18 protein-coding genes and 1 pseudogene are annotated in these 24,740 nt (G+C 36.8%); 2 read left to right on the top strand and 17 right to left on the bottom strand.

The window, feature by feature from the left end:
• Positions 1–3: 3 nt before the first annotated feature.
• Positions 4–654 (top strand): MBL fold metallo-hydrolase, encoded by a 651-nt coding sequence (locus AACV00_RS11445; RefSeq protein ID WP_004247640.1) that lies wholly within the window; start codon positions 4–6, stop codon positions 652–654.
• A 92-nt stretch (positions 655–746) separates the two neighbouring features.
• On the opposite strand, the gene AACV00_RS11440 is transcribed toward AACV00_RS11445, so the two are convergent.
• The 17 genes from AACV00_RS11440 to tssB form a co-directional block, all read right to left on the bottom strand.
• Positions 747–1,220 (bottom strand): Hcp family type VI secretion system effector, encoded by a 474-nt coding sequence (locus AACV00_RS11440; RefSeq protein ID WP_004244607.1) that lies wholly within the window; start codon positions 1,218–1,220, stop codon positions 747–749.
• A gap of 90 nt (positions 1,221–1,310) precedes the next feature.
• Positions 1,311–3,047 (bottom strand): type VI secretion system baseplate subunit TssF, encoded by a 1,737-nt coding sequence (locus AACV00_RS11435; RefSeq protein ID WP_161680283.1) that lies wholly within the window; start codon positions 3,045–3,047, stop codon positions 1,311–1,313.
• A complete protein-coding gene (locus AACV00_RS11430; RefSeq protein WP_223307218.1) occupies positions 3,040–4,383 on the bottom strand; it encodes a VasL domain-containing protein in 1,344 nt (447 codons plus the stop codon). Before AACV00_RS11430 ends, AACV00_RS11435 begins: the two co-directional genes overlap by 8 nt.
• A gap of 49 nt (positions 4,384–4,432) precedes the next feature.
• On the bottom strand, positions 4,433–7,981 hold the full coding sequence (gene tssM / locus AACV00_RS11425; RefSeq protein WP_161680281.1) for a type VI secretion system membrane subunit TssM: 3,549 nt from the start codon (positions 7,979–7,981) through the stop codon (positions 4,433–4,435).
• Between the two features lie 2 nt (positions 7,982–7,983).
• The gene (gene tssA / locus AACV00_RS11420; RefSeq protein WP_012367720.1) at positions 7,984–9,447 is read right to left on the bottom strand and encodes a type VI secretion system protein TssA; all 1,464 of its coding nucleotides are present in this window, start codon (positions 9,445–9,447) and stop codon (positions 7,984–7,986) included.
• A gap of 5 nt (positions 9,448–9,452) precedes the next feature.
• Positions 9,453–10,103 carry a type VI secretion system-associated protein VasI gene (gene vasI / locus AACV00_RS11415; RefSeq protein WP_004244612.1) on the bottom strand — a complete coding sequence of 217 codons (651 nt, stop codon included), beginning with the start codon at positions 10,101–10,103 and terminating at the stop codon, positions 9,453–9,455.
• A gap of 1 nt (position 10,104) precedes the next feature.
• Positions 10,105–10,893 carry a helix-turn-helix domain-containing protein gene (locus AACV00_RS11410; RefSeq protein ID WP_004244614.1) on the bottom strand — a complete coding sequence of 263 codons (789 nt, stop codon included), beginning with the start codon at positions 10,891–10,893 and terminating at the stop codon, positions 10,105–10,107.
• Positions 10,894–10,896: 3 nt separating this feature from the next.
• Complete coding sequence (gene tssH / locus AACV00_RS11405; protein WP_107337113.1) at positions 10,897–13,620, bottom strand: type VI secretion system ATPase TssH; 2,724 nt, start codon at positions 13,618–13,620, stop codon at positions 10,897–10,899.
• Between the two features lie 8 nt (positions 13,621–13,628).
• Positions 13,629–14,384 (bottom strand): type IVB secretion system protein IcmH/DotU, encoded by a 756-nt coding sequence (gene icmH, locus AACV00_RS11400; RefSeq protein ID WP_004244617.1) that lies wholly within the window; start codon positions 14,382–14,384, stop codon positions 13,629–13,631.
• On the bottom strand, positions 14,377–15,735 hold the full coding sequence (tssK, locus tag AACV00_RS11395; protein WP_004247647.1) for a type VI secretion system baseplate subunit TssK: 1,359 nt from the start codon (positions 15,733–15,735) through the stop codon (positions 14,377–14,379). Before tssK ends, icmH begins: the two co-directional genes overlap by 8 nt.
• Before the next feature lies 1 nt (position 15,736).
• Entirely contained in the window at positions 15,737–16,288 is a 552-nt protein-coding gene (gene tssJ, locus AACV00_RS11390) for a type VI secretion system lipoprotein TssJ (RefSeq protein WP_004244619.1), read from the bottom strand.
• A 1-nt stretch (position 16,289) separates the two neighbouring features.
• The gene (gene tagH / locus AACV00_RS11385; protein WP_004247648.1) at positions 16,290–17,558 is read right to left on the bottom strand and encodes a type VI secretion system-associated FHA domain protein TagH; all 1,269 of its coding nucleotides are present in this window, start codon (positions 17,556–17,558) and stop codon (positions 16,290–16,292) included.
• 4 nt (positions 17,559–17,562) lie between these two features.
• Positions 17,563–18,600, bottom strand: a complete 1,038-nt coding sequence (gene tssG, locus AACV00_RS11380; RefSeq protein ID WP_004244621.1) for a type VI secretion system baseplate subunit TssG — start codon at positions 18,598–18,600, stop codon at positions 17,563–17,565.
• Positions 18,564–20,339, bottom strand: a complete 1,776-nt coding sequence (tssF, locus tag AACV00_RS11375) for a type VI secretion system baseplate subunit TssF (RefSeq protein ID WP_017628432.1) — start codon at positions 20,337–20,339, stop codon at positions 18,564–18,566. The genes tssG and tssF overlap by 37 nt, the downstream gene beginning before the upstream one ends.
• A 7-nt stretch (positions 20,340–20,346) precedes the next feature.
• The gene (tssE, locus tag AACV00_RS11370; RefSeq protein ID WP_004244624.1) at positions 20,347–20,778 is read right to left on the bottom strand and encodes a type VI secretion system baseplate subunit TssE; all 432 of its coding nucleotides are present in this window, start codon (positions 20,776–20,778) and stop codon (positions 20,347–20,349) included.
• Between the two features lie 5 nt (positions 20,779–20,783).
• Positions 20,784–22,262, bottom strand: coding sequence for a type VI secretion system contractile sheath large subunit (tssC, locus tag AACV00_RS11365; protein ID WP_004247652.1), 1,479 nt, complete (start codon positions 22,260–22,262; stop codon positions 20,784–20,786).
• Between the two features lie 20 nt (positions 22,263–22,282).
• Complete coding sequence (gene tssB, locus AACV00_RS11360; protein ID WP_004247653.1) at positions 22,283–22,783, bottom strand: type VI secretion system contractile sheath small subunit; 501 nt, start codon at positions 22,781–22,783, stop codon at positions 22,283–22,285.
• A gap of 1,896 nt (positions 22,784–24,679) precedes the next feature.
• Between tssB and AACV00_RS11355 the strand changes: the two are divergent.
• A pseudogene (locus tag AACV00_RS11355) lies at positions 24,680–24,740 on the top strand (type VI secretion system tube protein Hcp); the annotation flags it as partial.

The raw sequence follows: 24,740 nt of genomic DNA, 5'->3' as shown, positions 1-24,740 counted from the left end.
GCTATGATGTATCACATTATACCTGTGACAAATTATATGCAAAATTGCACCCTTATCTGGTGTGATGATACCAAAGAAGCGGCCATTGTTGATCCCGGTGGTGATGTCGAAACATTAATTGCAGAAATTGAACAACGTCAATTAAAGTTGACTAAAGTGCTATTAACTCATGGTCACTTTGATCACGTAGCAGGAACGGCTCAAATTGTTGAGCATTTTCATGTGCCTGTTTATGGGCCACATAAAGATGATAACTTCCTTATTGAAGATTTAGAACAACAGTGTCGTATGTTTAACTTCCCCAGTGGAAAATCTTTTACGCCTGATCAATGGTTAAATGAAGGGGATACTGTCACTATTGGTAAAACCATTACTTTGTCGGTTTTACATTGTCCGGGCCATACACCGGGCCATATTATTTTTGTTAATCACCAAAATAAACTTATCTCGATGGGAGATGTATTATTTCGTGAAAGTATTGGTCGTACTGATTTCCCTCGTGGTAATCATGCCGATCTGATTGCCTCTATCAAAAATAAAGTATTACCACTAGGTGATGATTATCTATTTATCCCCGGCCATGGCCCTATGTCTAATTTAGGTCATGAGCGTCAATATAATCCTTTTTTACAAGATGAAATGCCCATTTGGTAATTTAAAATAAAGCAAACTCTTTAAGCCCTTTATATTAAAGGGCTTTTTTATAGATAAAAAATTAAAAATGATATCGCTCATCGTCGGTAAAATTAAATATTTTTGCTGATACTATAACCTGATGTTCCTGCACAAATATGGTTCCAAGAGATACTTTCATATCGAATAGTAATATCTTCATAAGGCTGGGCATCTGCATGCGTCAGTGAATTAGGGTAATGTGCTGATATATTGGTAATGCTGGCTTTTGTTAGCTTAATGGTATAAAACTTTTCTTGATTGCCGTTTGAACTTGTTCTATAGAATTCTAGCTCGCACTCTAATAATTCATTATTTGTTATTGCAACCCCAAGTAAGGGTGAAGATTTATCTATAGGTTTTGAAATTACCACAGGAGAATGATTTAAATTTTGTGCTCGAGTTAAATCATAATCAAATGAATACACAAATATCTGATCTTCATGTCCGTGCTGATATTTATTGCCTATAGATCCTAAAGTAGAGCACCCTTTAGATATATCACCTTGAGATTTCCCTATTATCTTTAAATATATTGAATTAGCCATTATTTATAACTCCTTTTTGATATTTCTTCATATGATATTATCAACTTTATAAACACTTTTATTATGTGCCATAGTTAATACTGCTAATTATTAAATCATTGATTTATAGCCCCTTAGTGGTGAGGGAGATAAATACCAAGTGGTGTTTTTCTGATCATTGAGTGTAACTGACATTTCCAATAACATATTTTCAGATAAACAGAACGGGAAAAAATGGTAAAGATGTGTAGTAAAGACAAAAGCTTCACCTCTATTTTCATATTGTGTTTCGTCAATGAATAGCGATAAAGATAAACAACGATAGGGTTTACCTTTTAAAATATAGTCATATAAATGTGTTTTTAGTTCAACGAGTCCATTTAATAATCGCTCACATTTTCGAGTGATCTGCCTATCAGTATCTCGGTAAAGAATATAATCAGAAATCATATGTTTAATAGTATCTAATGACATTAACATTGAACCATTAGCACTGTAATGAGATAACAATTTCCAAAAATGGTGATTATTTACAATAGGTGGATAACAAGATGATAATAATGTGATATTTCCTGTTTTTACTGCATCAGGCATTTTTTCGCTGTGTTTATTTAATAGACCTAACTCATTTCTTTTATATTGTTCAAAGCCAATATAAACACATGCAAAATGTAAACTAGGCGGTGTGACCATAGGATCACCTTTATTATCAAAGAAATTCAAATAATAAAGTGTATGCCCAGTAATATTTTTCTCCATTGTTAATGAATAGAAAATGGCTTTATGAAATTGGGGCATTAAACGAGAGGCGGCGGTTAATTCTGTCGTAGGATAAAAATGACAGTATATGCCACGCGCTAGCTCATGAGGCTCTAGTGATAACTCAATTTTATCAAGATCGGCCAAATAGTGATGGGTTGGAATAGGGAGTAAATAACTTGATTTATTCTTTTTAAAATCAATTAAAAGTGTATGTTTTGCTTCACTATCAATCGCTGGAGCACAGTTTAAAAAAAAGCTCTGATTACACTCTTCTTGAGTTAAAGAAAGTTGCTGACTGAAATAGATATTCACAACAAACCGCTGCTGTTGTTTCCAATCTAATTGAGTCACTATTTGTGGTATATCTAACTCAATAAAATGGTGAACATGGGGTAAATAAAGACCTTCTAATAAACGTTGTGGCGCAGAAAATGAGTTATTTTTCTGTGGGAAGATTTTATAGTCATTGCCAATTTTGGGTTCAAAAGCATAATTAAGAGGATCGCCTTCATAACGTTCACCGTTATGTACCACCTCAATTTTTTCAAAGTATTGACTAAATGCGAGTAATAAAATGTCTGAGGTGGTTTTATTTTCCCCTAAAAAAACATTAAGTGCATTTGTTTGAGTTAATTCCACATCACCACGATATAATATTTCAAGAGAGATACAAGAGTGGTTTGGATGCTGAGTAATTTTTCTATCCAAAATGCTATAAGGCATGATGGTGAAATTATGGCAGAAACTAAATTGTGCCCCGTTGTCGCCAATCACCAAATGTTTTTCATTAATCTCCATGGGATAGGGGAGAATTTCACTTTGGTCAATTTGGATAATTGTTGTGGATGGTAGCCCTTTAATGGCTTGGGAATTTAGTCGTTGCAGTAGGGGTAATGTGATCTCAGGAAAAGCATCATCAATTTTATCTTGTAAACGAGCAGATAAAAAAGCAAAGCCTTCTAAGAGATAACTTGTTTGTGGATCTTGAGGATCAAGTACGCTCGCTAAATGTGGCGCTTTATCTGCATACTCACTGAACAGTTTTTGTAAGTACTGCTTTTCTTTAATATATTTAATTTCACTCATGATCTAATCCAAAAGATGAATATGAGCCAGGTTTTAAACCTTGTTGTTCAGCTTGTTTTTGTAAATCATAATAACGAGCTAATAACCCATTAATTTTATTATCAATATTATTGAGAGTTGCAGGAGAAATAGGTTGCCCTGTTTCAATTTGTACAGCGAGTTGTCGCAGTTTTTCTTCGATTGGCTCAACTTTATTGTGCTGCTTTTGAATATCATAAATTGCCGTTTTTAGATAAGAGAGTGTAAAACTGCCTCTATTTCGTTCTTGCTGAACTATTTTATTAGAAAGTTGTTGTAATAATGTCGCGGTTTCAGACCAGCTATCATTAATTGGCATATTCTCTAAGCGCGTTTGATAAAGATTTTGCCAATTACGTGTAAAATAAATTTGCTCTGCATCTGTAGGCCAAGCGTTTTTGGCTTTTTCTTGCATCGTATCAATTAGCCGTAAATTAGAAAGGGGAGAACGTTTTTCTAATAATGCTAAATGATATTCGTAGCTATTTAACTGTGGTTTAAACAACCATTTGGCAGCCGCACCTTCAGGTATTGAAGTAATCGCATTCATCTCTTGTTTTAAATAGAGATGTACACCAAATCCGACAGCTAAAAACAGTATGCAACTGAGCACACAGCCCCATATAAAACCTCGGGTCGCACTCATTTTTTTTGCTACTACAGTGAAAGAAGAGGCGGGTTGAGGTGTTTCAATCACAAAAGTGGGGGCTGCTTTGTCCGTTGTTTTCGACGGTTGTTGAATACAGACTAATGGCGGTACGCTAACGGGTTCAGCACTATCTTGTTGCGTCTGTTTTTCTTGCTTTTCAATTTGTTTGGCTAAGTTTTGGAAAAACCACAGTAAGTTTTCAATTTTAGGCAGTTTTTCCCAAGTTGTTTTAGCCAGTTTATCGATTATTAACTGTAACGCGCGCTCTGAACGATAGATTAATCGTAGATCTTTTGCTTGATAGGATTGTTGTCTTAATAAAGCGCTGGCTTTAGTATTAAACCAGTTTAATACCTCTGTACGTTGATTTGGCTTTTCCGGCCACAGGCTATCCCAATAAGTCACAATAACATTTGCTAATAACTCACATCCTTCAGTAAAACCGCTTAAACCATGCTGTTGTAATCTTGCAATGGTATAGTAAGCACCGCTTTGTAGGTCGATACCATGATTTTTAAATAGGGATAAGCAAAGTGACTCAATAAGTGTCCAACTTATTTCTGGTCGAGCAGGGTGGCTCAATTTATTAAATTCGGTTTTCAGGGCAATAAATTCAGGGGTATCAAGTGGAGATCCCCCAATTTTAATCACTAAACTTTCTGATTTCATCGCACTCAACATCCTTTTATTCCCCCACTATAAAGTGGGGGAAATCACATTAATAAAGCGTTTCAGGTAAACGGAATTTTGTGAATAATCCACCGAAGAAAGGATTATTAGATTCATCAACTATAACTCGATAAGTCATATCACCACCGTCGATTGTGAAGCGAATATCGAATGAGTTAGATTTGATATTGATGAGTTTTGCATTATCAACTAATCGCATTTGTGCCCATGGCCCAGAGAAACTGATTGAACGTGGCGATTTATCACCGGAAAGAGGCACTAAAGTCAGTTTACTTTCAATATTGGAACGCATTGAGTTTGGCCATACCAAGTGTGTCACATGGCTGCGACTATGAGCGTAATCAATCAATTGTCCATCAAGATTTAAGATGCTACGACGCTTATTACCACTTAATGACAGTGGCTCAATAGCATATTGTGCTTCTAAATTACCTTGGGCATTAAAGAAGGTTTCTCTAATACGATTGGCTATTTCAATTTGTGCTAATACATCAGCGCGGATCAATGATTGGCTATCACTATCGTTGACTAAGTTATTCTCAACGAATAAACGCAGATTTTGTTGATAGAAGCTATCTAATGTTCCATTTGGTTTGAAGAAACGTTCAAATTCACTTAAAGGAACATCTTGTTTAGCTGCTGGGTTAAATGGATAGCGACCGGCAATATAAGTATTGTATTGTTTGACAACATTTTCATTCCATTCTACTTCCATATAACGAATAGCTTCTTTTTGGACCACATTCCATGCTTGCACTGATAACTCATCGACCCAGCGGTTAAGCGGCTCTGGTAATGTTTTCGCCATTTGTGATAGCTCAAAAATAGCGTCGCGATTATTATCGTTTAAGCGCATCGAAACTGCTTTAAGCGCCGCTTTCCCCGGCACTGGAGAGTTTTTGATCCCCAATAGGTAACGATGTAAGTCATTTAGTTTTTGATTCAGATTCTGTAAATTTTCCCCTTGGTTACTGACTAATATCTCAGTTTGAGGAGTAAATTCGCGATCTAAGCGGGTTAATAAACGGTAAGATGGCTCAGCCATCAGTGTTTTTTGTTCATCAAGTGGTAAATTTTCATCAATAGTTGGAATAACCGTGTTATCACGTAGAACTTGTAATGCTCGGCGTAATGGTTGTTCACCACTAATAATTTGCTCAAGAGCGGTAATTTCATCTTGTATTGAATCAAATTGACGAATTTCTAAATTGCTCATGGCATTACGCCATTGAGCCGTATAGTCACTAAGATATTGTTCACTGATTTGACGCTGAATTTCTTTACGATCACTTTCACTATATTGTGTGTTGGTGGTTAGATTAAGAACCCAAGCATCAAGTAATGTTAGCTCGACCAATTTATCATTTTGGCGGATAAAATAGTTTAATAACCCTGAGCGCGTTAAGAATTGTGGAATTTCTAATTTATCATCATCAATAGCCGTAAAGACCGTATTAAAACTTGGGCCAATTTGATGTTGTAAATTTAAAGGCGCTGAAAGCTCTTGATTAGCCTTTAAGCGTAAGGCTTGATATACACGCTGATAAAGTGACAATACACTTAACTCTGCTTGTGCATTTTTTATAGGTCCAGCAAAAGGCATAAAGGCTTTAGTGGCTGAAACAAATCCTTTTTCACGCTCTTGTTTCCAATCTGTGTGCTCAAGGGCATAGCGCAAATGGGCTTTTAGTTGCAGTTGTTTTTCACGTTGACCAGTGAACAGTTGGCTCCAATAATCAGCCATAAAATCTTCTACCATGCCATTATTACGGCCACTTTTATCTTCTAACATGCGCATAATACGCAATATCTCTAACTTATCTTCACTTCCTTTATCGGCACTGTTAAGTTCATTTAACAACCCAGACATAACCGCAGGTAAAAAGCGATCGGTGAGTAGTTGTAAATAGACTTGTTCAACTTGTGGGCCAACTTTTTGACCTTGGTAAAGACCCATATCAGAAAAGAGCACATTTTTATCACGATGATTACCATAAGCTAAGGTTGCTTCACGTAATGGATTGAGCACCGGTAATTGTAGGCTACCATCAGTATCTTTTTGAGCATTGTTCTCAATAGCACGGAATGCTTTTACCTCATTAAGAACGTTTTCTCCAGCACGATAGTTTTTGTCGTAATAGTGGCTCCAACCATTCCAAATTGCGATTAAGCCGACAAAGCTAACAGCAGTGGTGACTAATAGGCGAGTCCGATGTTTTTTAACCCAATAATGGTTTTCTGCTGCAATATTAGGCTCACTAAATAGCACTTGACTAAATAATTGGGTAGTAAAATAAGGGTGGCTATCATTAATTGGCCATGTAGTAAGAGGTGCTGTCGGTAAATGATATTGTTCGGACGCTGTTTGGCTAAACACATCATCGATTTGACCGATTTGCAATGCAGAAGTTAAATAAACCCCTCTTAAACAGATATTATGTTGCTCATTATTGATGAGCAATGCATCAATTAATGTGCATACAGAATGTTGTAACCCTTCAATTTGGCGCACGAAACTAAATAGATCACTACGCTGGTTACCTTCTGCTCTTTGTAGCATCATTTCTGGTAATGCGCTGTTCATTTGGCCTACCCATTGTGACCAAAAATGATTTAATTCCTTTTTCCAATTACTTTTTGCTTTCTGGTTGAAAGAAACACCTAATACTTCATTACGTTGTTGAACATCTAATGATTGATACATTGAGTCAAAACCACGTAATAGATCTAGCTTGGTTAAGACGATATATAAAGGCAAGCGACTATTAAATGTCATGCGTATTTCTTCAATACGCATTTGTAAATCAGCAAGTAGCTGACTATTTTGCTCCTTACTATTGGTTAATAACGATAGGGTATCGACAGTTAAGACGATGCCATTCATTGGTTGTCTTGGGCGATTAGTTTTGATCCAATTGAGTAAATCGCCCCACAAACGGTGATAAAGTTGAGGTTTATCAGCCTGATTTGCCGGTTGGGTTAATAGATCACCATTAGGGACAAAAAGTACAGCATTGTCGGTTAATAGACATTGAATATTTAATGCAATATTTTGTTCGTTAACAATATTGTCGCTAGGCGCAATATCTAATGGGTTTACCGTATTTTTTAATAAGCTATGCTTTCCACTTTGGTTAGCTCCTAAAACAAAATACCAAGGGCGTAAATAAACCGCTTTAGTATGACCATTTAAGTGACGAATAAATTGTGATTTCCAATAGTTTAAATAACGTTTTTGAAAATCAAGATCTTGTCTTACCGGATCAACTACAGCCAATTCGACATCAAGTTTTAATGCTTCCAATTTTTTAACTCGACGCCATGTTGCTAGACCAATCCAACTCACAACAAGCAATACAATAACGACGGTTGCTAACCAACGTGTGGTGACCTCGCTAAACGGTATGGAATCTTGATAACGAAATGTTGGCCCCCACCACCAGATCCAAATAATGAGCAAAGCGGGAAGTAATGCCAATAAAAATAGCAAAAAGGAGGCAATTTTAGATTTATCAGCAAAAAAGAGTTTTTTTACCGAACTCGTAATGTTTGAAATGGAGAAAACCGGTAATTTCATTATTATTGATCCCTATCCATAGTCATTGTTATTTCTGTCTTTTTGTCTATTTTTTGCATGAGTTGTCGTATTAAGTTGGGTTCCCAATCTGCAAGTGAATAATGTGAGGCAGAGGTATTAAGTTGTTGGTATAACTGTGTAGCCATATAATCCATACCTGACAATTCAAATAGTTGTGCAGACAATAATTGTCCATAAAATCTATCTCTAGGCTCTGATCTGCTAGCAAGATTTAATTCAATAAGCTTCAGGGCTGCTTCAAGACCTTGTTGCTCATAACATTGCAAGACTTCTTGCTCTAGGATTGCAGTATTTGTATTCGATGGTGGCAATTGACCGTTTTCAGTTTGGTTATATTGCTCTAACCACTGTTGTACACTTTCAGGAAAGAAGGGTGTCATATCCGAAAAGTGCAAGTTAACAAGTTCAGGAAGACGCGCTAAAAAAATACGTAACTCTTCAATAATGCCACTTTCTACTTCCCCATAACCTAATTTAGCTGCTACTTGTGCAGCTAACATATGGCCTTCTAACCAGTAAGGAGAGAGTGAGAGACTCTGTTCAATATTGTTTAATAGCGTAATGGACGCTTGAGTCAGTTGAGCTTTGTAATCCATTACACGGTCAATTGATACGGGGGCTAAAGGCGTTTTACCTTGAGCATTAGCTTGAGGTAAGACCGTAATAGCGTGCCAAATTGCATAACGCCGTATACGATATCCTACTGAACTTTCAGGGGCTTGTTGGCAGATAACATCAGCCACTTGAAGTAATGTTTGTTTCCATTGTCTTTCATCTTGATGGTTAACGTTAATAGTTGGTGTTAAGCTATTTTTTGTCGGTGTTTCTATAGACTCGCTAACCGGCGGAGTCTGTACTTTTTCTTCTTTCTCGACAGGTGAAGCAACAATAATCGGCGCATCGTTATTTTCAATACGATTATAATCTCTGCTTAAATCATCAATTTGTTCTGCAAGTGCCGGGCTTTGTTCATGCCAAAATTGCGCTAGAAAGGCGAACGAGCCTAGAATATCATCACGCATCGCGCTGTTGGCTGCATGACAAAAACTCTCACTCGCTGTTTCAAAACGTTTCAAAACTTGATTGGCTAAACGTGATTTCAATTTCATATTGGTTGGGTAGCAACTTTGCCAATATTGACGATTAAAATCAGTTAGGATCTGTGCTGCCAATACTAATTCTTTTGGCTCTCCAGCATGCTGTAAAGTACGTAATAAATGGACTAAGATCCGAAAATCTTTAGTCTGCGTTTCAAATAGGTGTAAACAGCGACGCTGGATCTCTTTAATATCTAATTGACCATGACTAAGTGAGCCGAACTTTATCATTTCACTGTCAATATATTCCCAGTCGGCATCATTATCATTGACAGCACTACTGACTTGCTGTTCATCAAGCGCTGTCAGTAGCTGTTGTTTCCATGCATAAGAAGTATTGTTCATCATGATTTCTACCAGTGGCAAGCCGCTCTTAAAGGGATTATTTGTTGTGAAATACCTGAAATATTGAAGGTGAGTTTTTCGTTATTAGATAATTTCAATGTCAATCTTTCAGCATTTAACAAGCGTTTAATTTCATCTATGCCCGGTATACCGCGGCTTGATTCCAATACATAACCGTTTTCACGTAAAAACCATTCTGCAGTAAATTGTGTTTTATCCGTTGAAACCATCACACTGCCAGCATCTTGTTTTGTTGGCAGGATAATTTGCATCCGAGTAATGTTATCAATACAGCTCAGCATTAAGATGGGGCGAGGCGGTTGAAAGCCAATCGCTGGAATGGTCATTAATACGGGATAATCACCGGTTTCTGGTACTGAGACGAGAAAACCTGCACTGTTTCCCGTCCGTTTCATTTCATGCTCTGTTGCTTGGCGCCATGTTTTACCCATTTGAGTAACATCAGGCAGTGCATTGGAGGAAGATGTTGAAGAAAGCGCAATTTTGTCATAACAATCTAAACGAATTAGCTGAGATGATTCCAAACGGCATTGAGTTAATTCCTCAATCATTTTCTGATTAAGATTATTTTCGGCCTTTCCCGGTGAAGTGAAGAGTAAAGGGAGTAATGTGCAGAAAAAGATTTTCAATACGTTCATTTTATACTCCGTATTTCTTCAATTTATATATTAACGCTCGTTTAGAAATACTAAGCTGTTCTGCCATGGCGTTAATATCTCCTTTCAATTCTTGCTGTTTATCTAATAAAATTTCTTTTTCATAATTTTCTATAGCAACTTCTAAATCATTAACTCCTTTGATTTGTATGGTAGGAAGTGCAATAGTCGCTACAGATGCGGTTAATTTATCTAACGTTTCATTAAGCGTGGTTTCTTTTTCCCTTTGTAATTGATTGATATATTGCAAGTAAGAGATTTTTTGTTGCATATTTGATAATTCAAAAAGATGCTTTAATTGATGATTAAATAGTTCACAATAAATAGGGAAAATACCTTGCTCGATATTTTCTAGCTCTTCAGCTTGCCCTAAAAGAATAATTGTGCCGCATGCTTTATGGTTAACATCATAGATAGGCAAACTATACAATCCGGTGTTCACCGGAAGCTGTGAAATAAAACCGCGCATAGCAGCATTATTAATATAACTACCTTGTTGTAAGTTTTGCCAAAATACAGGTTCACCCTTAAATAGCAGTTGAATTAAAGGGTGATCTGCATCGGTAATATCGGTATCTAAAAAATGGCTTTGCACTTGAAGCGTTAAGTCGATATTCCAACTTTCCAATTTATTTTCAGCTTTATTCATTAACGAAATAATTAACCCACTCAGTGAGCTACGAAAAAAGCTATATTTTAGAAATTGAACAGCTAGCGTCTCTACATCATGACATTCTAGTAGTGCAAGCGCATTTTTTAGTCTCGCTTTCATTGCTTAATTAACCTCCGCAATAAACTCATCATTTTCAGTCGCTAAGCGGATATGAGAGATAGCTTCATTACGTGCACTATATTGTAGAAGTAATAAAGAAAGAGGCGGCAATAACGCACCATCAATAATAGATTCCAAAATACGCGCACCATTTTCAGCACGAGAAGCTCTGCGTAAAATTTCCGTAGCAACACTCTCTTCTACATTGATTTCTGCGTTGAAACGCTGTTTTAACAGGTTAATAAGACGAGCTAATTTGCCATCAACAATTTGTCGTAAAACCTCTGCAGGCAACGGTAAATAAGGGATCACTTCCATTCGAGCAAGTAATGCCGGTTTAAAGAAAGTTGTTAATTCAGGGTAGAGTGCATCTTCTAGTTCGTCCGGTTTATCCGCGTAAGCAGTAATGACATGGTCACCTAAATTAGAGGTGAGGAAAAATGCGATATTTTTACAATCAATGACTCGTCCTTCTCCATCGGCTATCTCTCCTTTATCAAAAGCTTGATAAAATAGATTTAGCACATCAGGATGCGCTTTCTCTACTTCGTCGAGTAAAACAACTGAGTAAGGTCTTTTACGAATAGCTTCTGTTAAGATCCCTCCTTCACCATATCCCACATAACCGGGAGGTGAACCAATAAGGCGAGAAACAGTATGTTTTTCTTGAAACTCAGACATATTAATAGTCGTGAGATATTGTGTGCCACCGAACATTAATTGGGCAATTTGGATAACCGTTTCTGTTTTACCCACGCCACTAGGACCTGCTAATAAGAATGCCCCCAGCGGTCGACCCGGTCGACGTAAATCAGCCCGCGCTGTAAGTAAATGTTTGTGTAAACATTGAATGGCTAATGATTGGCCTTTGATACTCTCTTCCAAGTAGGTCGGTAACTCAGTGACAATTGATAATGCATCTTGTGATAATCGATTTAATGGTACGCCTGTCCATTCAGCAATTACCGCCGCAATTTGTTTTTTATCGACGTGAGGTGAAACCAGTAAATGCGTGTCGTGTAACTGAGCAAGTTGTTTATCTAATTGTTGTAACTGTTGCTTTAATTCTTCAGATGAGCAGGGGGGCTGTGTTGCTATTTTTTCATCATTATCTTCAGCATTATCTTCAGCATCTTCTGCTTCACTATAAGTTCTTATATCACTTACCTCTTCATTATTTGCAACATCATTTGCGACATCGTCATTAGTCGCTTCGGTAGCATTATTAAGTAATGTTGCTCGTAACGTAATAATTTGAGATACAAGCTCTTTTTGTTGCTCCCATGCTTGCTGTAAATCAGTTGCTTGTTGTTCAATAGCACTTGCTTGTGAGGCTAACGTTTCAAGACGCTCAGAATGATCATCTAAACCTAAATAGTGTTCTCTTTGTAATACATCCATTTCCATATTGATTTGATGGAGTTCTGTTTTCAAAGAGGATAATGCCTTTGGTGGCGAAGATAGATTAATCGCGGCTCTTGCACAGGCTGTATCTAATACATCAATGGCTTTGTCTGGTAATTGACGTCCAGAGATATAACGTTCACTTAATTCAGCACTGGCTCGTAGTGCTTCATCATCAATAAAGACATGGTGGGATTTTTCATAGATACTACGTAAGCCACGCATAATGATAATGGCTTCTGCAGATGATGGCTCTTTGACTTGCACTAATTGGAAACGGCGCGCTAACGCGGCATCTTTTTCAAAATATTTTTTGTATTCGCTCCAAGTCGTTGCTGCGATAGTTCGTAGCTCTCCACGCGCCAAAGCCGGTTTTAATAAATTAGAAACATCTAAGCCACCTTGCTGGTTACCTGCACCAATGAGGGTGTGTGCTTCATCAATAAATAGAATGATAGGGTGAGGAGATTGAGTGACTTCTTGCATAATGCCTTTAAAGCGTTTTTCAAATTCGCCTTTGACTGCAGCACCTGCTTGTAATGCGCCTAAATCAAGAGTAAGAAGTTCACAACCCCTTAATTTATCAGGAATATCTCCGGCAATAATACGTAGTGCTAGTCCTTCAATTAACGCACTTTTACCCACACCGGGCTCTCCGACTACTACAGGATTGTTTTTACGGCGACGGCACAGAATATCAATCATTAAGTCGATTTCATTATCGCGACATAAGACCGGATCTAACTCACCATTTCGCGCTTGTTCAGTCATGTTATGAGTAAATTTCGCTAACAATGAATCAGCAGCAAGGTTACCTTTTTCTGATACTGTTTTTTCGTCAAAAGGCGATTCAGCAGAGCCTTCAGTCCATTGATCAAAATTGAGTTTTAATTGGTCGCGGTTAATCTGCGCAAGCATATCGGCAACAGGTTTCGCAAGATAACGCAAAGGCATTTGTAATAAAGTTAAAAACAATGCACCAGAGCGAAGTTCACTGTGATTTAGTTCAGTTGACGCTAATAGCCAGCTATCTTTCATCCATTCAACTAATAAGGGTGAAAAACTAGGATAACTTTGTGTAATAACTTGATGTGGCGGAATGTCGATATCTAATAACTCTGATAACGCATTAATATCTAATGCGCTTTTTTGACTGATCATACGAATGTCAGTTAATGGCGTTTCTATCAGTTTTTGTAGAAACTGAGCAATCGTAATTTCAGGTTGCTGGTGGCTTACACAGTAAGCGGCTGCACTTTCTAAGGCATGCTTAGCTATTGGGTGTAATCGATTAACGAGAGTAGAGAGATCAATTTGGATCATAATGCGTCCTAGCCAAGTAAAGTATTAAGTTGTTCCACAATACTGAGTGTTTGATAATTCAGTCTGGATGAATAAATGCTATAAATAATCAACGCGAATACCGCTGTACCTATGAGAATATAGCGAGCCCCTAAACGCTTACCTAAACGATAACGGCTTTGTTGGTTATCACCTTTTTCAAATAGAACTATTGGCTTAGCGTTACCTCTTAGCTGTTGGATCTGTTTTTGTAAGCGTCTTAATAAATGATTAAATTCATCATTTTGTCCCGCAGAGACTTTGTAGCGCCCGCGGTATCCTAGGCATAAACAAAGGTAGATAAATTCAATCAGATCGAGGTAACGTTTAGGTTCACCTAATAATCTTTCAATTAAGACAAAGACTTTTTCACCACCCCATGATTCATTATGAAAATGAACCAGTAATGATTGTTTTACCCAACCATTATCTTGATCCCAGCCTAATCCAAGGGCGGTTTCATCAATAAAAGTACATAGCACATAACGAAATGAAACAATGGCACCTGGCTCGTAACCTTGGATCTGTAATTGTTGCTCAATAGAGGTAATATCCATGACAACTTGTTGGTACAGCTTTTCTGAAAGTGGGGTTTCAGACATCGCTTTCATGCGCAATACCATGCCTAATAAAGGTGTAGCAGCATCTATCATTGGATTGATGTTGTTTCCTCTTAGCGGCAGTTGGTAATTTTTCTTTGTAATGCGCTCTTCATCATCATGATTCAGTAAAATATCATCAGTCATAGAGTGCTCCATCTCTTATTGCCCATAACTGAATATCGAGATCGGGGAAGTTTCCTGAAACGTGGAATGCGATGTTGCCATCCTGCTGGATCCCTTTCCATTCATTGCCTTGTTGATCAAAATGGAAATAGTTATATCCCGAGTGATAAGGTAATTGTCTTGGTGCAGCCGAAAGTGGTGATAAAGGAACACCCGGTATTTGCACACTAACCAAGCTGCGAATGTTATTGATTGTTGTCACCTTAGTTTGTTGTGGGAATTGGCGACGTAGTTGCTCTTGCGGCATTTGTGATTTCACCGCAATAATAAATTCAGCACGTTGTAGCAGTTGTTTGTCATGAATGGTTGCTACACGAATACCATGCTCTTGAACTTGTAGCGGGATTGGGATCGCTCTTGGTGTTAAGACAACACTGAGTGCTTCGCGGATACTGGCTATTAATGGAATATAACTTTCTGTTAATTTAGCATGTTGATATTTGGCAATATTTTCAGGTAAACGTGAAGTATTCGTGAATGTTTGTAGTTCACCACAAAGCTCTAATAAATCTCGAAATAGTTTTTCAGGATGGATCACCGGCTCTTGAGCATAATGCGAATAGAGTGGATAAGTGCGATTAAGCACTTGTAACATCATAAATTCTGCCACATCCGCAACACCTTGCTGACCTGGGGCACCAATGCGAGAGGCAATTTGTTTTCCTCTTTCATATAGCGTTCCTTCAAGCTCGGTGAGAAATTGGCTCAATAATGTTGAGGCACGGATATTTAATAGGCTGGGAATATAATCATTATCTAGCGTTAAATTACCATTAGCATTACGCTCTCTAATACGACAGATAGGTAAAGCAACATAGGCATCTAAACCATGTTTACCTTGTTTGAGTATTGGTGTGAGCTGTGCAACATGAATAGCACTGATATCACCATTTTCAGTATGTAAATCACGAATATTTTCGGTGCTTTCGCTGTAGCGAGAAAGTAAACGACTACCGTTATGTTCAGTGGAAATTTCACTGACATTCTCGTTCATTAAAGGAAAAGCCAGATAAATAATACTGCTGTCACTATCAGTAATATTCGTTATATCAATAGGCTGTGGTAGTAAATCTTGGTTTGGTATAGAGAAAATGGTGCCGTCTGGCATAACACCAGAAGCTTCTTTAATACCAATACGACCTAAAGCATATAAATCGTCACTCAATTTTAAGGTACTAAATCCCCAAAAGTGTGAAAAAAAGTTATTTAAAATACTCACCGTCATATAATCTTGATGACGTTGTTGTTGCTGAAAATGTTGAGGTTTGATAAATAGCCCTTCACGCCAGATCACTCTATTTTTAGTTGACATATTAATCATCCTCTTCTTGTCTAAATTCGATTTCATTTTCCCTAATGTGCACTAATAGGAAGTAGTGGCGTCCTTTACCACGCGCTTTGACTATTTTCTTCCATTCTGCTTTATCAGGATCTGAGTAATAGGCAATAATGCCAATGTAACGGTTAGATGGGTCTAACGTCATAGTAGGGAAGGGTTTATATTGGCCAGGTAAAATGGTGTAGTCTTGATGGTCAATATAATTTTTCTTTAGAACTTTCTCTAAGTCACCCTCTTTTGCATCTATCTGATCATGATCAACAGAGCCAAATACTGAATCTTCATTAAGATAAACAACTTGGATATTTATCGGCGCAGCTTCACCTTCCTGATTAGGATTAATATAGGGCTCCGCAAGGATGGTTAATGCAACGGTAGAGGGCTGATCTTTCGGTTGCCCAACAGGAGTTGAGGGATCTAATAAGATTTTCCCCATTTTACCCGCGGCTTCAAAAGGTTTACTACATCCACTCAATATTAAAAAAGAGCTAAATAACAGTAATATTGAGAAAGTTCTAAGCTGCATATTAAGCTTCCTCTATTCCTTTTCTCAGCGCTCTGTCATAAGCATGGCTGTATACTTCATAGAATAATTTTTCAAAACCCTGTTGCCGAGATGAAGAGAGTTCTTTGTAATAGTTGTTGTACATTTCCCAAGCCCAGCCATCATTCATTGGTGTGTTATCTGAAGCTCGTCGATACTGAGAAAAGCGGTTTAATAAATGTTCAGGAGAGAATGCTGCCAACATGGTTGATAGTGCGGTTGAAATAGCTTCTTGATTCGCTTGATAATGCAATTGGATGTTGTGCAAGCTTTCTGTTACTGCCGCTGGTGCTGAAAGATGTACAGGGCTACGTTCATCGGTAAACATCAACTTCATTGTCTCTTCATAGCCACTATTAAGACGTAAAGGATTATCTTCAATTGGGCGTAATTGCTTATCTTGTAAGCTTTCTTGTTGTTGTTGCAAAATCAGTAAACCTTCAATAGCCGCTTTGACGGTTTTACCCAGTTCAACAAGAAAATCATTAGCATGCTGTGTATTTGTTAAATTAAGGTGGATACCTAATCCCTTCATCAGAGGGTTAACTGCCACATGATCGACATCGGTCATATGTTCGTTTTCATTAGGTGTGATTTTAGGTAAATCAATAAATTCTTGGACCATAGTATTCTCTTGATTATCTGATGTCGGAAAGGCAGATGAATACGAGTGGGGGTCACTCAATAAAGGATCGTCTGAAGTAGCTTGTGTGTTTTTAGAAATTAAGCTTAGATTTTCGTTTTCTAAAGCCTGTAGTGGGTCTGTTGTTAATGCACCCTGAACGGTTGGTACAAACGGAGGCTCTTTCCGCTCATTTTTGACTGTTGTATCAACATCAAATAATGAATCTAGCGGATTATGATCTTTTGCGATAATAGACTGAGGCGTCATCGCCATCATATTTTGTACCGGCTCTCCGGTAAGACTAATATTGGTGGCAATAACTAATTTACCCACTTTTATCTGATCACCTTGGGTCAGTCTAACGGCATCAAGATGCAATGGAATAATCGCATTATTAATGTAAACAGGACCTGAATTTACTTTTAAGCAAAAGTGTTGATCTTTCCAAAACACCGTACATTGCCGATCGGCAATAGCACCTTCATTATCTTGGATTTTCCAGTCACATTGATTGCCACTACCAATCTGTCCGCCACTTTGAGTTAAAGTCGCATTTGGCAGATAACCACTTTCTAGCTGTTCACTATTTTTGATGCTAAAAGAAATTGTTGGCTGATATTTATCCATCTCTTTATTCCAATACCGTAATGGTGACATCCGGTTTCTTTGCGGGTTGACCTAAAAAGCTTTGCCAGCCTAATTGGTTGTGTTGTTGGTGACCCAAACGGAACCCTTCGGCTTGCTTTTCAGCAATGCTAAGACGTAAATCCCAAGCTAATTGCTCATGAAAAATGTAAGAAACAAAGGCAACTAATGGTGCGAAATCACTGCCGTTAGGTAAAAAACGCATATAGCGTTCTAAACTTAATTCACTGATTTCGATGGTGCATTTTCCATTGCAGTCATATATGTGTGAGCCCAGACTAAAATTTTCCCCTAATAACATTCGTGGGCGAGATTTTTGTCCGGATTGATGAGAAATCGTACCTAACTTGTTTTGTTGTGATTCAGGAATAGGAACACGGCGTGTCTCCCAACCAATTACTTTTACATTTTCTAAGTCGAAACAGTGAGATATAAGACTACTAATCACATCAGAAGAGCGACTTGGACTCGCCAAAAGACCAGCATAAGCGAGCATTTTGCTATGGTTGATTTTGATCCGACCGCGATTAGCTCCATTACCTAATCCAACGAGAGAAAACATATATTGTGAAAATGAATCCTGTCCTTCATTTTCAAAGCAAATGTAGTAACGATATTTGCGCCAGATCCGATAAAGTAACGCTATCAGACGATGATTGAAGATATCGAGAAAAGCGGAGATACCTTCTATCTGTTGTGCATCTTCCCAAGCAAACTCATCCAGATAATAGCCTGGTAGGGGGGACTGACTTCCTTGTAAGCCCAAAAAAGCGACTTCTAATTCATATTGTTCGACATTATTTTTTTCAATGGAAATAACATCTCGCGTCGGAAATGCAATATTTGAATAAGATTTAAAGCGAAGAATACCGCTGTCATCCTCCATCGAGTTGACATCTTGATGAATTATTTTATTTAACAATTCAACGAGTTGATAAAAATTATACTCTGTTACCGATGAGCCAGCTTGTTCCAGCCAACGATCGATTACTTCAGTATGTGCTGGTTGATTTGTGCTGGCCATCGATAAACTTCCTTATTATCAAGGTTAATAACTTCCAACTCATGAAACATATTAATGCTGGTATATAAGGTGAAAAATTGAGCGATAACGGTACAAAATAGGAATAAACTTCCTTCCGAAAGAAACGCATTTTGATGAACAACTAACGTTGTCTTCAGACCACGAACAGGAAGCCCTTTGTAGATATGCTCAATATGCTCTGAATGTAAATCAACTAATGCATCTAGGCGTTTTTGTGATTGCCTTGCAACCTGTGTGTTATAAACAGACGGTAAATCATAGAGTTGTAATATTTTTTTTAATGAATCAAGATTGAGCAAAGACTGATAATTTAAAGATAAATTAGTTAATTCAGACCAATATAATGTTTTATCTAATAATGGATATAAAGGCAGTGTTGGTGCGAATAAATTCTTAGCAGATAAAGCCCCATAAGGAATTGATGCACTATCTAAATCGATAGAACGCGTCGATAACTGGGAAGCGATATAGCGGTTAGTACAGTTGAGTGCAACAGAAACGGTTTCTTCACACTGTTGTAACTGAGGCTCTTGCTGACGAACAAAAGAAAGTCGATGGGAATAGCCGTATAACTGTTCATTTTGACTTATCTTTAAACGGTAATAGCCATGATTTTGAGTTTGATGGTTTTGATGATAAAAACTTTCAAATGCTGTATAGGTGATCGGATAAGGTTTAGCATCATTAGGATAACGTAACCCTCTAACCTCATTAATCGAAAAAATATCAAAACATTCAGTAAGTTGGTAATTAGGACTTAAAACATACTCCTCACTTTTCCCCGTCAAATTTATTGCTTCACTATCAATAGGAAATAAATTCACAATAGGGGTGCAATTAAGTTTAATACTGTCGTCATAAAGAATAACGCCATCAGGAATTTCTAGATCAAAATTGATCACCAGTTTGAATTGCTCTGCTTCGATAGCCAAAGGAATGTCATCCAAACCATGAATATCTAGAAAGAGAAAGGCTTCAGGAAAACAGAAAAACTCTTGCAGTATACGATAGCCATCATAGCTATTTTTCGGGTATGGAAGTAAGGCATCCTGCTTTTGAAAACCAACAGGCGTAACTGAAAAGTGAGTAAGAGGTAGCGTATGTACATCTGTGACTAAAGAGGCACTCTGCACATGCTGGCTTAATAAAAAATAGAGCTGATTTGTAGTAAATGGCGCACCATTTAAGTAAAAACACAATTTATCTAAGCCAATATTGGCAAGTGGCTGTTTTGTTGCTAACTCAAATGTTATTTCAATGGCGGTTGTTTGCTGCAAAATGTTACTGATTTTTGTCGGCATTAACCAGAGGTCGCGACTTTGACTAAATCGACATTGAAATAACGTCTCGTGGTTTGTTTCCTCACTTTGCACATAAAGTGGAGTGGCACTAAAAGGTTGTCCTGCTGAAATTTTTGTTGCGTGTTGGCACTGAGCATAATTAGGATGATATTCAACAATCGTCATGCTTGGCACAGGGCGTGCGTAGTTTGGCCAAAGCATATTGGCTAAACTGTTAGTTAACTCAGGAAATTGTCTATCTATTTGCTGGCGTAAATTACCCGATAAATAAGATAGCCCATCCATAATCCGCGAAGTATCAGGATCTTTAACATTGTGCGAAAGCAAATTAACAAGTTGCGGTTTTTCTTTGGCAACTTGCTCAGTCAGCTCATTTAAGTATTCTGATTCATTGGTAAAGTAGGATTTTGATGACATATTAATGCTATTTAAGCTGATATCTACGGTTATTATCTAAATACACATTAAATTCAATAAGTTGCTGCTTATTTTCTAAATCAATAAAAGCATTAATATTAAATTGTAAAGATAAACTATCTGCATCTTCTTCAAGAAATTTCACTACAACTTTGCTGATCCGTGGTTCATACGCAATAATGCAACTACTAATGCTATCTTCTAGGTGAGATTTAAAATCAACCGTAGATTGAGTCGCATCATTTAAATCAGGGATCCCTAAGGGTGGCGTTCCTTGGCAACCATCAGGTCTAGCATTTAAGATGTAATTTAAATTCTGTTTTATTGATTCAATGAGTGTATTTGTTCGCGAACGATGGGAAAAACCTAAGTTTTTCCCTCGGATCCGTTCAAATAAGCTGGCGCCAGCATTAGCCTGCCAGCCATAATTGGATGCCATCACCGTTACTCTTTATCAAGACGACCAACAAGTGATAATTCAAAGTTTGCACCCATATATTTAAAATGTGGGCGAACTTGAATAGCGACTTGGTACCAACCTGGATCGCCATCAACATCAAGTACTTTGATTTCAGCTGAACGCAATGGACGTTTACTACGAACATCTGCTGGTGGGTTTTCTTGATCTGCGACATATTGCTTAAGCCAAATATTGAGTTCACGCTCCAGATCTTGACGCTCTTTCCATGAGCCAATCTGTTCACGTTGCAATACTTTTATATAATGAGCTAAGCGATTGATAATAAACATGTATGGCAATTGAGTTCCTAACTTATAGTTAGTCTCTGCCAATTTGCCTTCAGGAGTATTTGGGAAGACTTTTGGTTTTTGAACCGAGTTTGCGGAGAAGAATGCAGCATTATCACTGCCTTTACGCATGGTCAGCGTGATAAAGCCTTCTTCTGCTAGTTCAAATTCTCTACGATCGGTAACTAAAACTTCAGTTGGGATCTTAGTTTGTAATTCACCCATCGCTTCAAAAATATGCACAGGAAGATCATTAACTGTACCGCCGCTTTGTGGGCCAATAATGTTTGGACACCAACGATATTTTGCAAAACTATCATTAATACAGCTTGCTAATAAGAATGCGGTATTACCCCATAAATAGTGCTCATGGTCTTGTTTAACATTTTCTGAATAGTTAAACATTTTTACAGGGTTTTCTGTTGGAGAGTATGGCAAACGTAATAAGAAACGCGGTGCTGTTAACCCTAAATAACGGGAATCTTCTGCTTCACGCAGTGAGCGCCATTTAGTATGTGCAGGGCCTTCAAAAACAGATTTTAGATCTTTAATTGCCGGCAGTTCAGCGTAGCTATTAATACCAAAGAAATTAGGTGAAACAGATGATAGGAATGGCGCGTGAGCCATTGCACCAACAGTACTAACATACTGCATTAACTTCATATCTGGCGCAGTATTGTTAAAGGCGTAGTTACCAATAACTGTTGCAACAGGTTCACCACCAAATTGGCCGTATCCTGAAGAGTAGACGTGTTGATAGAAGCCTGATTGAACAATTTCTGGAGAAAATTCAAAATCTTCTAATAACTCTTCTTTAGTTGCATGAAGAATATTGATCTTAATATTTTCTCTAAAATCAGTGCGATCAACGAGTAATTTTAAAGAACGCCATGAAGCTTCAATTTCTTGAAATTTAGGCGCGTGAAGAATTTCGTCAACTTGAGTACTTAGTTTATTATCAAGTTCAACAAGCATTTTATCGATTAATAATCGATTGATCTGTTGGTCTTCAGATTCACTGGCGAAAATATTACTAATAAAAGCAGCAACACCTTGTTTGGCAATATCGTATGCTTCTGTTTCTGGAGACATACGTGATTGAGCCATAATTTCATCAAGTAAAGAGCCTGTAGATGCGGGGGCTTGTTGCTCTTGAGCTTCTGCATTTAGTGACATGAAATAATCCTCTATAAACATTATTTTTGATTAGCAGCAATATCGAGCTCTTTTAGAAGCTGTTCGCGAGTTTCTTGATTTTCAAGTAGTTCTTGAAGACGCTTTCTAAAAGCTGGGACATTGCCTAGAGGACCTTTTAATGCAACTAAAGCTTCACGCAATTCGAGAAGTTTATTTAATTCGGGCACTTGGCGAGCGATACTATCAGGAGAGAAATCCTGTAAAGATTTCACATCAAGGTTAACATTAAGCTCTGAATCACTGCTTTCTTCTAAGGTATTGCGAACATTAATATTTAAATTAATGCCAGCACTTTCCATAACAGAATTGAAGTTGTTTTGATTGACTGAAATCGCTTTGCGATCTTCAATGGGGGTCTCTTCCGTTTTACCTTTCATATCCCCAACAATCAACATATTCAATGGAAGTTCGACTTCAGCCTGAGCTCCGCCAGTATTTGGCGTATATTTAATATTAATCCTTTCTTTAGGGGCAACACTACCGAGATTTTTCTTACTCATTTAAGTTAAGCTCCTTGTATGAGTATGCAATAACTTCTTAATTCCATAAATAAAATGCCTAAATTAAAAATTAATAATAAATTTAGAGCATGCACTTCCCTACACAGAACAAAACAGGCTCTGCGTTAAGAATTCTTTTCCCAGTAAGGTGTTTAAATATGTTTAATATTGTACAAAGTTTATTTTTTAGTTTTGGTCATGATATACAAAATTAACTTAGGGTCAATAGGTAATTTATTATATGAGTTCTTATTTTTATATTAAATAAGCTGAGAGCAGTATCAATAGGGCATCTTATCGGGATAAGAAATAAGTTTGACTATAATTATGAAAGCTAACTTATTCGGTGGTTACTCTAATAATGAGTATCTAAATGATATAGCTAATTGCAATATAAATTAAACTCAATTTAATAAATATAGAATATATTAATTTATAAAATTCTGTGAGCTAAGTTCATATTTTACAATTAGTAATATAATTTCATCTTTTTCTAGCATAATTACTTATTTTATCTATTTTGCTTGAAAGGTTATTTCAATTTTAGGATAAGTTAGCTTTTACTCATTATATTTGTATCACGATGATGGATACATATTAAACAAGCCTTTTTGGATATTGGTGATGTTTTTATATTTTGCTTTATTTTCAATATCTTATGGTTTTTTAAGTTAAGGCGTTAATCTTGATTTAAGAGCAATAAAGAGGTTTTTTTGAGATATCAATTTATTCATAGGAATATAACGTGTTAGAAAATAAGAGGGGATAATAGGTTTTCAAGCCCTTTGTGACGCTACATATTGATATATTAAAAATAACATATATATAACGAGTATATGATAAAAAATAAAAACGCAATGAAACTATTTAGGTGTGAATTAGTTTTTTATGAAAACAGAATTGCAAACATAATACAGCTATATTTGGTTTAACTTAAGGGTATGATCTGAAAAATATTCTGCTTTAATAAATGGATTTTTAATTTTTTAGTACGATGTATCTCTTATAGTGAGTAAGAAGATGGTGCTATAAGCCAAAAAAGACTAACCATAAATAGCTAAATAACTATAGAGATATCTTTATTGTTATCAAATAAGAGGATTACCTATTCCAATCAAGGATAAATACTAATATGGCTCAAATAGATCTTTACCCTAATATGATATGAAAAATCTTCTCTCAATATTGCTACTGTAATGAGCATCGCTTCTTAATTTATACTGGAATAACAGCATATCTTTATCATCAATAAGCAAAGACCAAGATAGTTAAACTAAAACTTTTGTATCTCCCTATCCTTATTTTCTACTTGTTCATTGTATAGTTTTATAATTAGCCTCCATAAAATGAGTATTGGTACGTAAAAATAAGACTGAAATATACGCATATTGAGTGTGTTAAATAAAAATAGTGGCTTAATTAGCATGATATTTTAATTAAATTGAGCTTAACAGCTAAATATATTGACCAATTTGGACTGCTCATGGAAAAAGGACAGTATAATTCAATGCAATTGATTTTTAATACTTTAAAATCAATGGATTATATGCGCTATTTTTGATTTAACATTTCTGTTACAAAATATATTTTTATGTACATAGTGTTTCTTGGGCTGCGAGCAATTTGTCTATTTATTCATCATATTTTATGCTGATAAACACTTTTTATGACTGTTTTTACAGCATGATATAGTGATATTTCAACCAGTTTACGCTAAGTGACTTATCCTAGAGAGATACAAAAAAAACGGGCTGTTTACAGCATATTGATAAGATTTTATTATCCTTTACCGAAGTCTTACCGTGCGCACTGGCTAAGATGACAGACATGACTAACGGATTGTTTTTAAGACAATCATTTAATTTAATTTGTCGTTTTTGATAAAAGGATATTGTTATGCCAACTCCTTGCTATATTTCCATTGAAGGAAAAACTCAGGGCAACATCACTGCAGGCG

Source organism: Proteus sp. G3927 (assembly GCF_963894685.1).
GTDB classification, from domain to species: domain Bacteria; phylum Pseudomonadota; class Gammaproteobacteria; order Enterobacterales; family Enterobacteriaceae; genus Proteus; species Proteus mirabilis.
The sequence above is the reverse complement of the archived record's forward strand: the minus strand, read 5'-3'. Positions and strand labels throughout refer to the sequence as shown.

Excerpts from the sequence above, each read along its gene's own strand:
- tssF (WP_017628432.1), bottom strand. The coding sequence starts at position 20,339 with ATGTCATCAAAATCCTACTTTACCAATGAATCAGAATACTTAAATGAG.
- AACV00_RS11435 (WP_161680283.1), bottom strand. The coding sequence starts at position 3,047 with ATGAGTGAAATTAAATATATTAAAGAAAAGCAGTACTTACAAAAACTG.
- tssK (WP_004247647.1), bottom strand. The coding sequence starts at position 15,735 with ATGTCAACTAAAAATAGAGTGATCTGGCGTGAAGGGCTATTTATCAAA.
- tssE (WP_004244624.1), bottom strand. The coding sequence starts at position 20,778 with ATGGCATCCAATTATGGCTGGCAGGCTAATGCTGGCGCCAGCTTATTT.
- tssC (WP_004247652.1), bottom strand. The coding sequence starts at position 22,262 with ATGTCACTAAATGCAGAAGCTCAAGAGCAACAAGCCCCCGCATCTACA.
- tssM (WP_161680281.1), bottom strand. The coding sequence starts at position 7,981 with ATGAAATTACCGGTTTTCTCCATTTCAAACATTACGAGTTCGGTAAAA.
- tssB (WP_004247653.1), bottom strand. The coding sequence starts at position 22,783 with ATGAGTAAGAAAAATCTCGGTAGTGTTGCCCCTAAAGAAAGGATTAAT.
- tssJ (WP_004244619.1), bottom strand. The coding sequence starts at position 16,288 with ATGCAGCTTAGAACTTTCTCAATATTACTGTTATTTAGCTCTTTTTTA.
- AACV00_RS11430 (WP_223307218.1), bottom strand. The coding sequence starts at position 4,383 with ATGAAATCAGAAAGTTTAGTGATTAAAATTGGGGGATCTCCACTTGAT.
- vasI (WP_004244612.1), bottom strand. The coding sequence starts at position 10,103 with ATGAACGTATTGAAAATCTTTTTCTGCACATTACTCCCTTTACTCTTC.
- tssG (WP_004244621.1), bottom strand. The coding sequence starts at position 18,600 with ATGGCCAGCACAAATCAACCAGCACATACTGAAGTAATCGATCGTTGG.
- tssA (WP_012367720.1), bottom strand. The coding sequence starts at position 9,447 with ATGATGAACAATACTTCTTATGCATGGAAACAACAGCTACTGACAGCG.
- AACV00_RS11440 (WP_004244607.1), bottom strand. The coding sequence starts at position 1,220 with ATGGCTAATTCAATATATTTAAAGATAATAGGGAAATCTCAAGGTGAT.
- icmH (WP_004244617.1), bottom strand. The coding sequence starts at position 14,384 with ATGACTGATGATATTTTACTGAATCATGATGATGAAGAGCGCATTACA.
- tssH (WP_107337113.1), bottom strand. The coding sequence starts at position 13,620 with ATGATCCAAATTGATCTCTCTACTCTCGTTAATCGATTACACCCAATA.
- AACV00_RS11445 (WP_004247640.1), top strand. The coding sequence starts at position 4 with ATGATGTATCACATTATACCTGTGACAAATTATATGCAAAATTGCACC.
- AACV00_RS11410 (WP_004244614.1), bottom strand. The coding sequence starts at position 10,893 with ATGAAAGCGAGACTAAAAAATGCGCTTGCACTACTAGAATGTCATGAT.
- tagH (WP_004247648.1), bottom strand. The coding sequence starts at position 17,558 with ATGGATAAATATCAGCCAACAATTTCTTTTAGCATCAAAAATAGTGAA.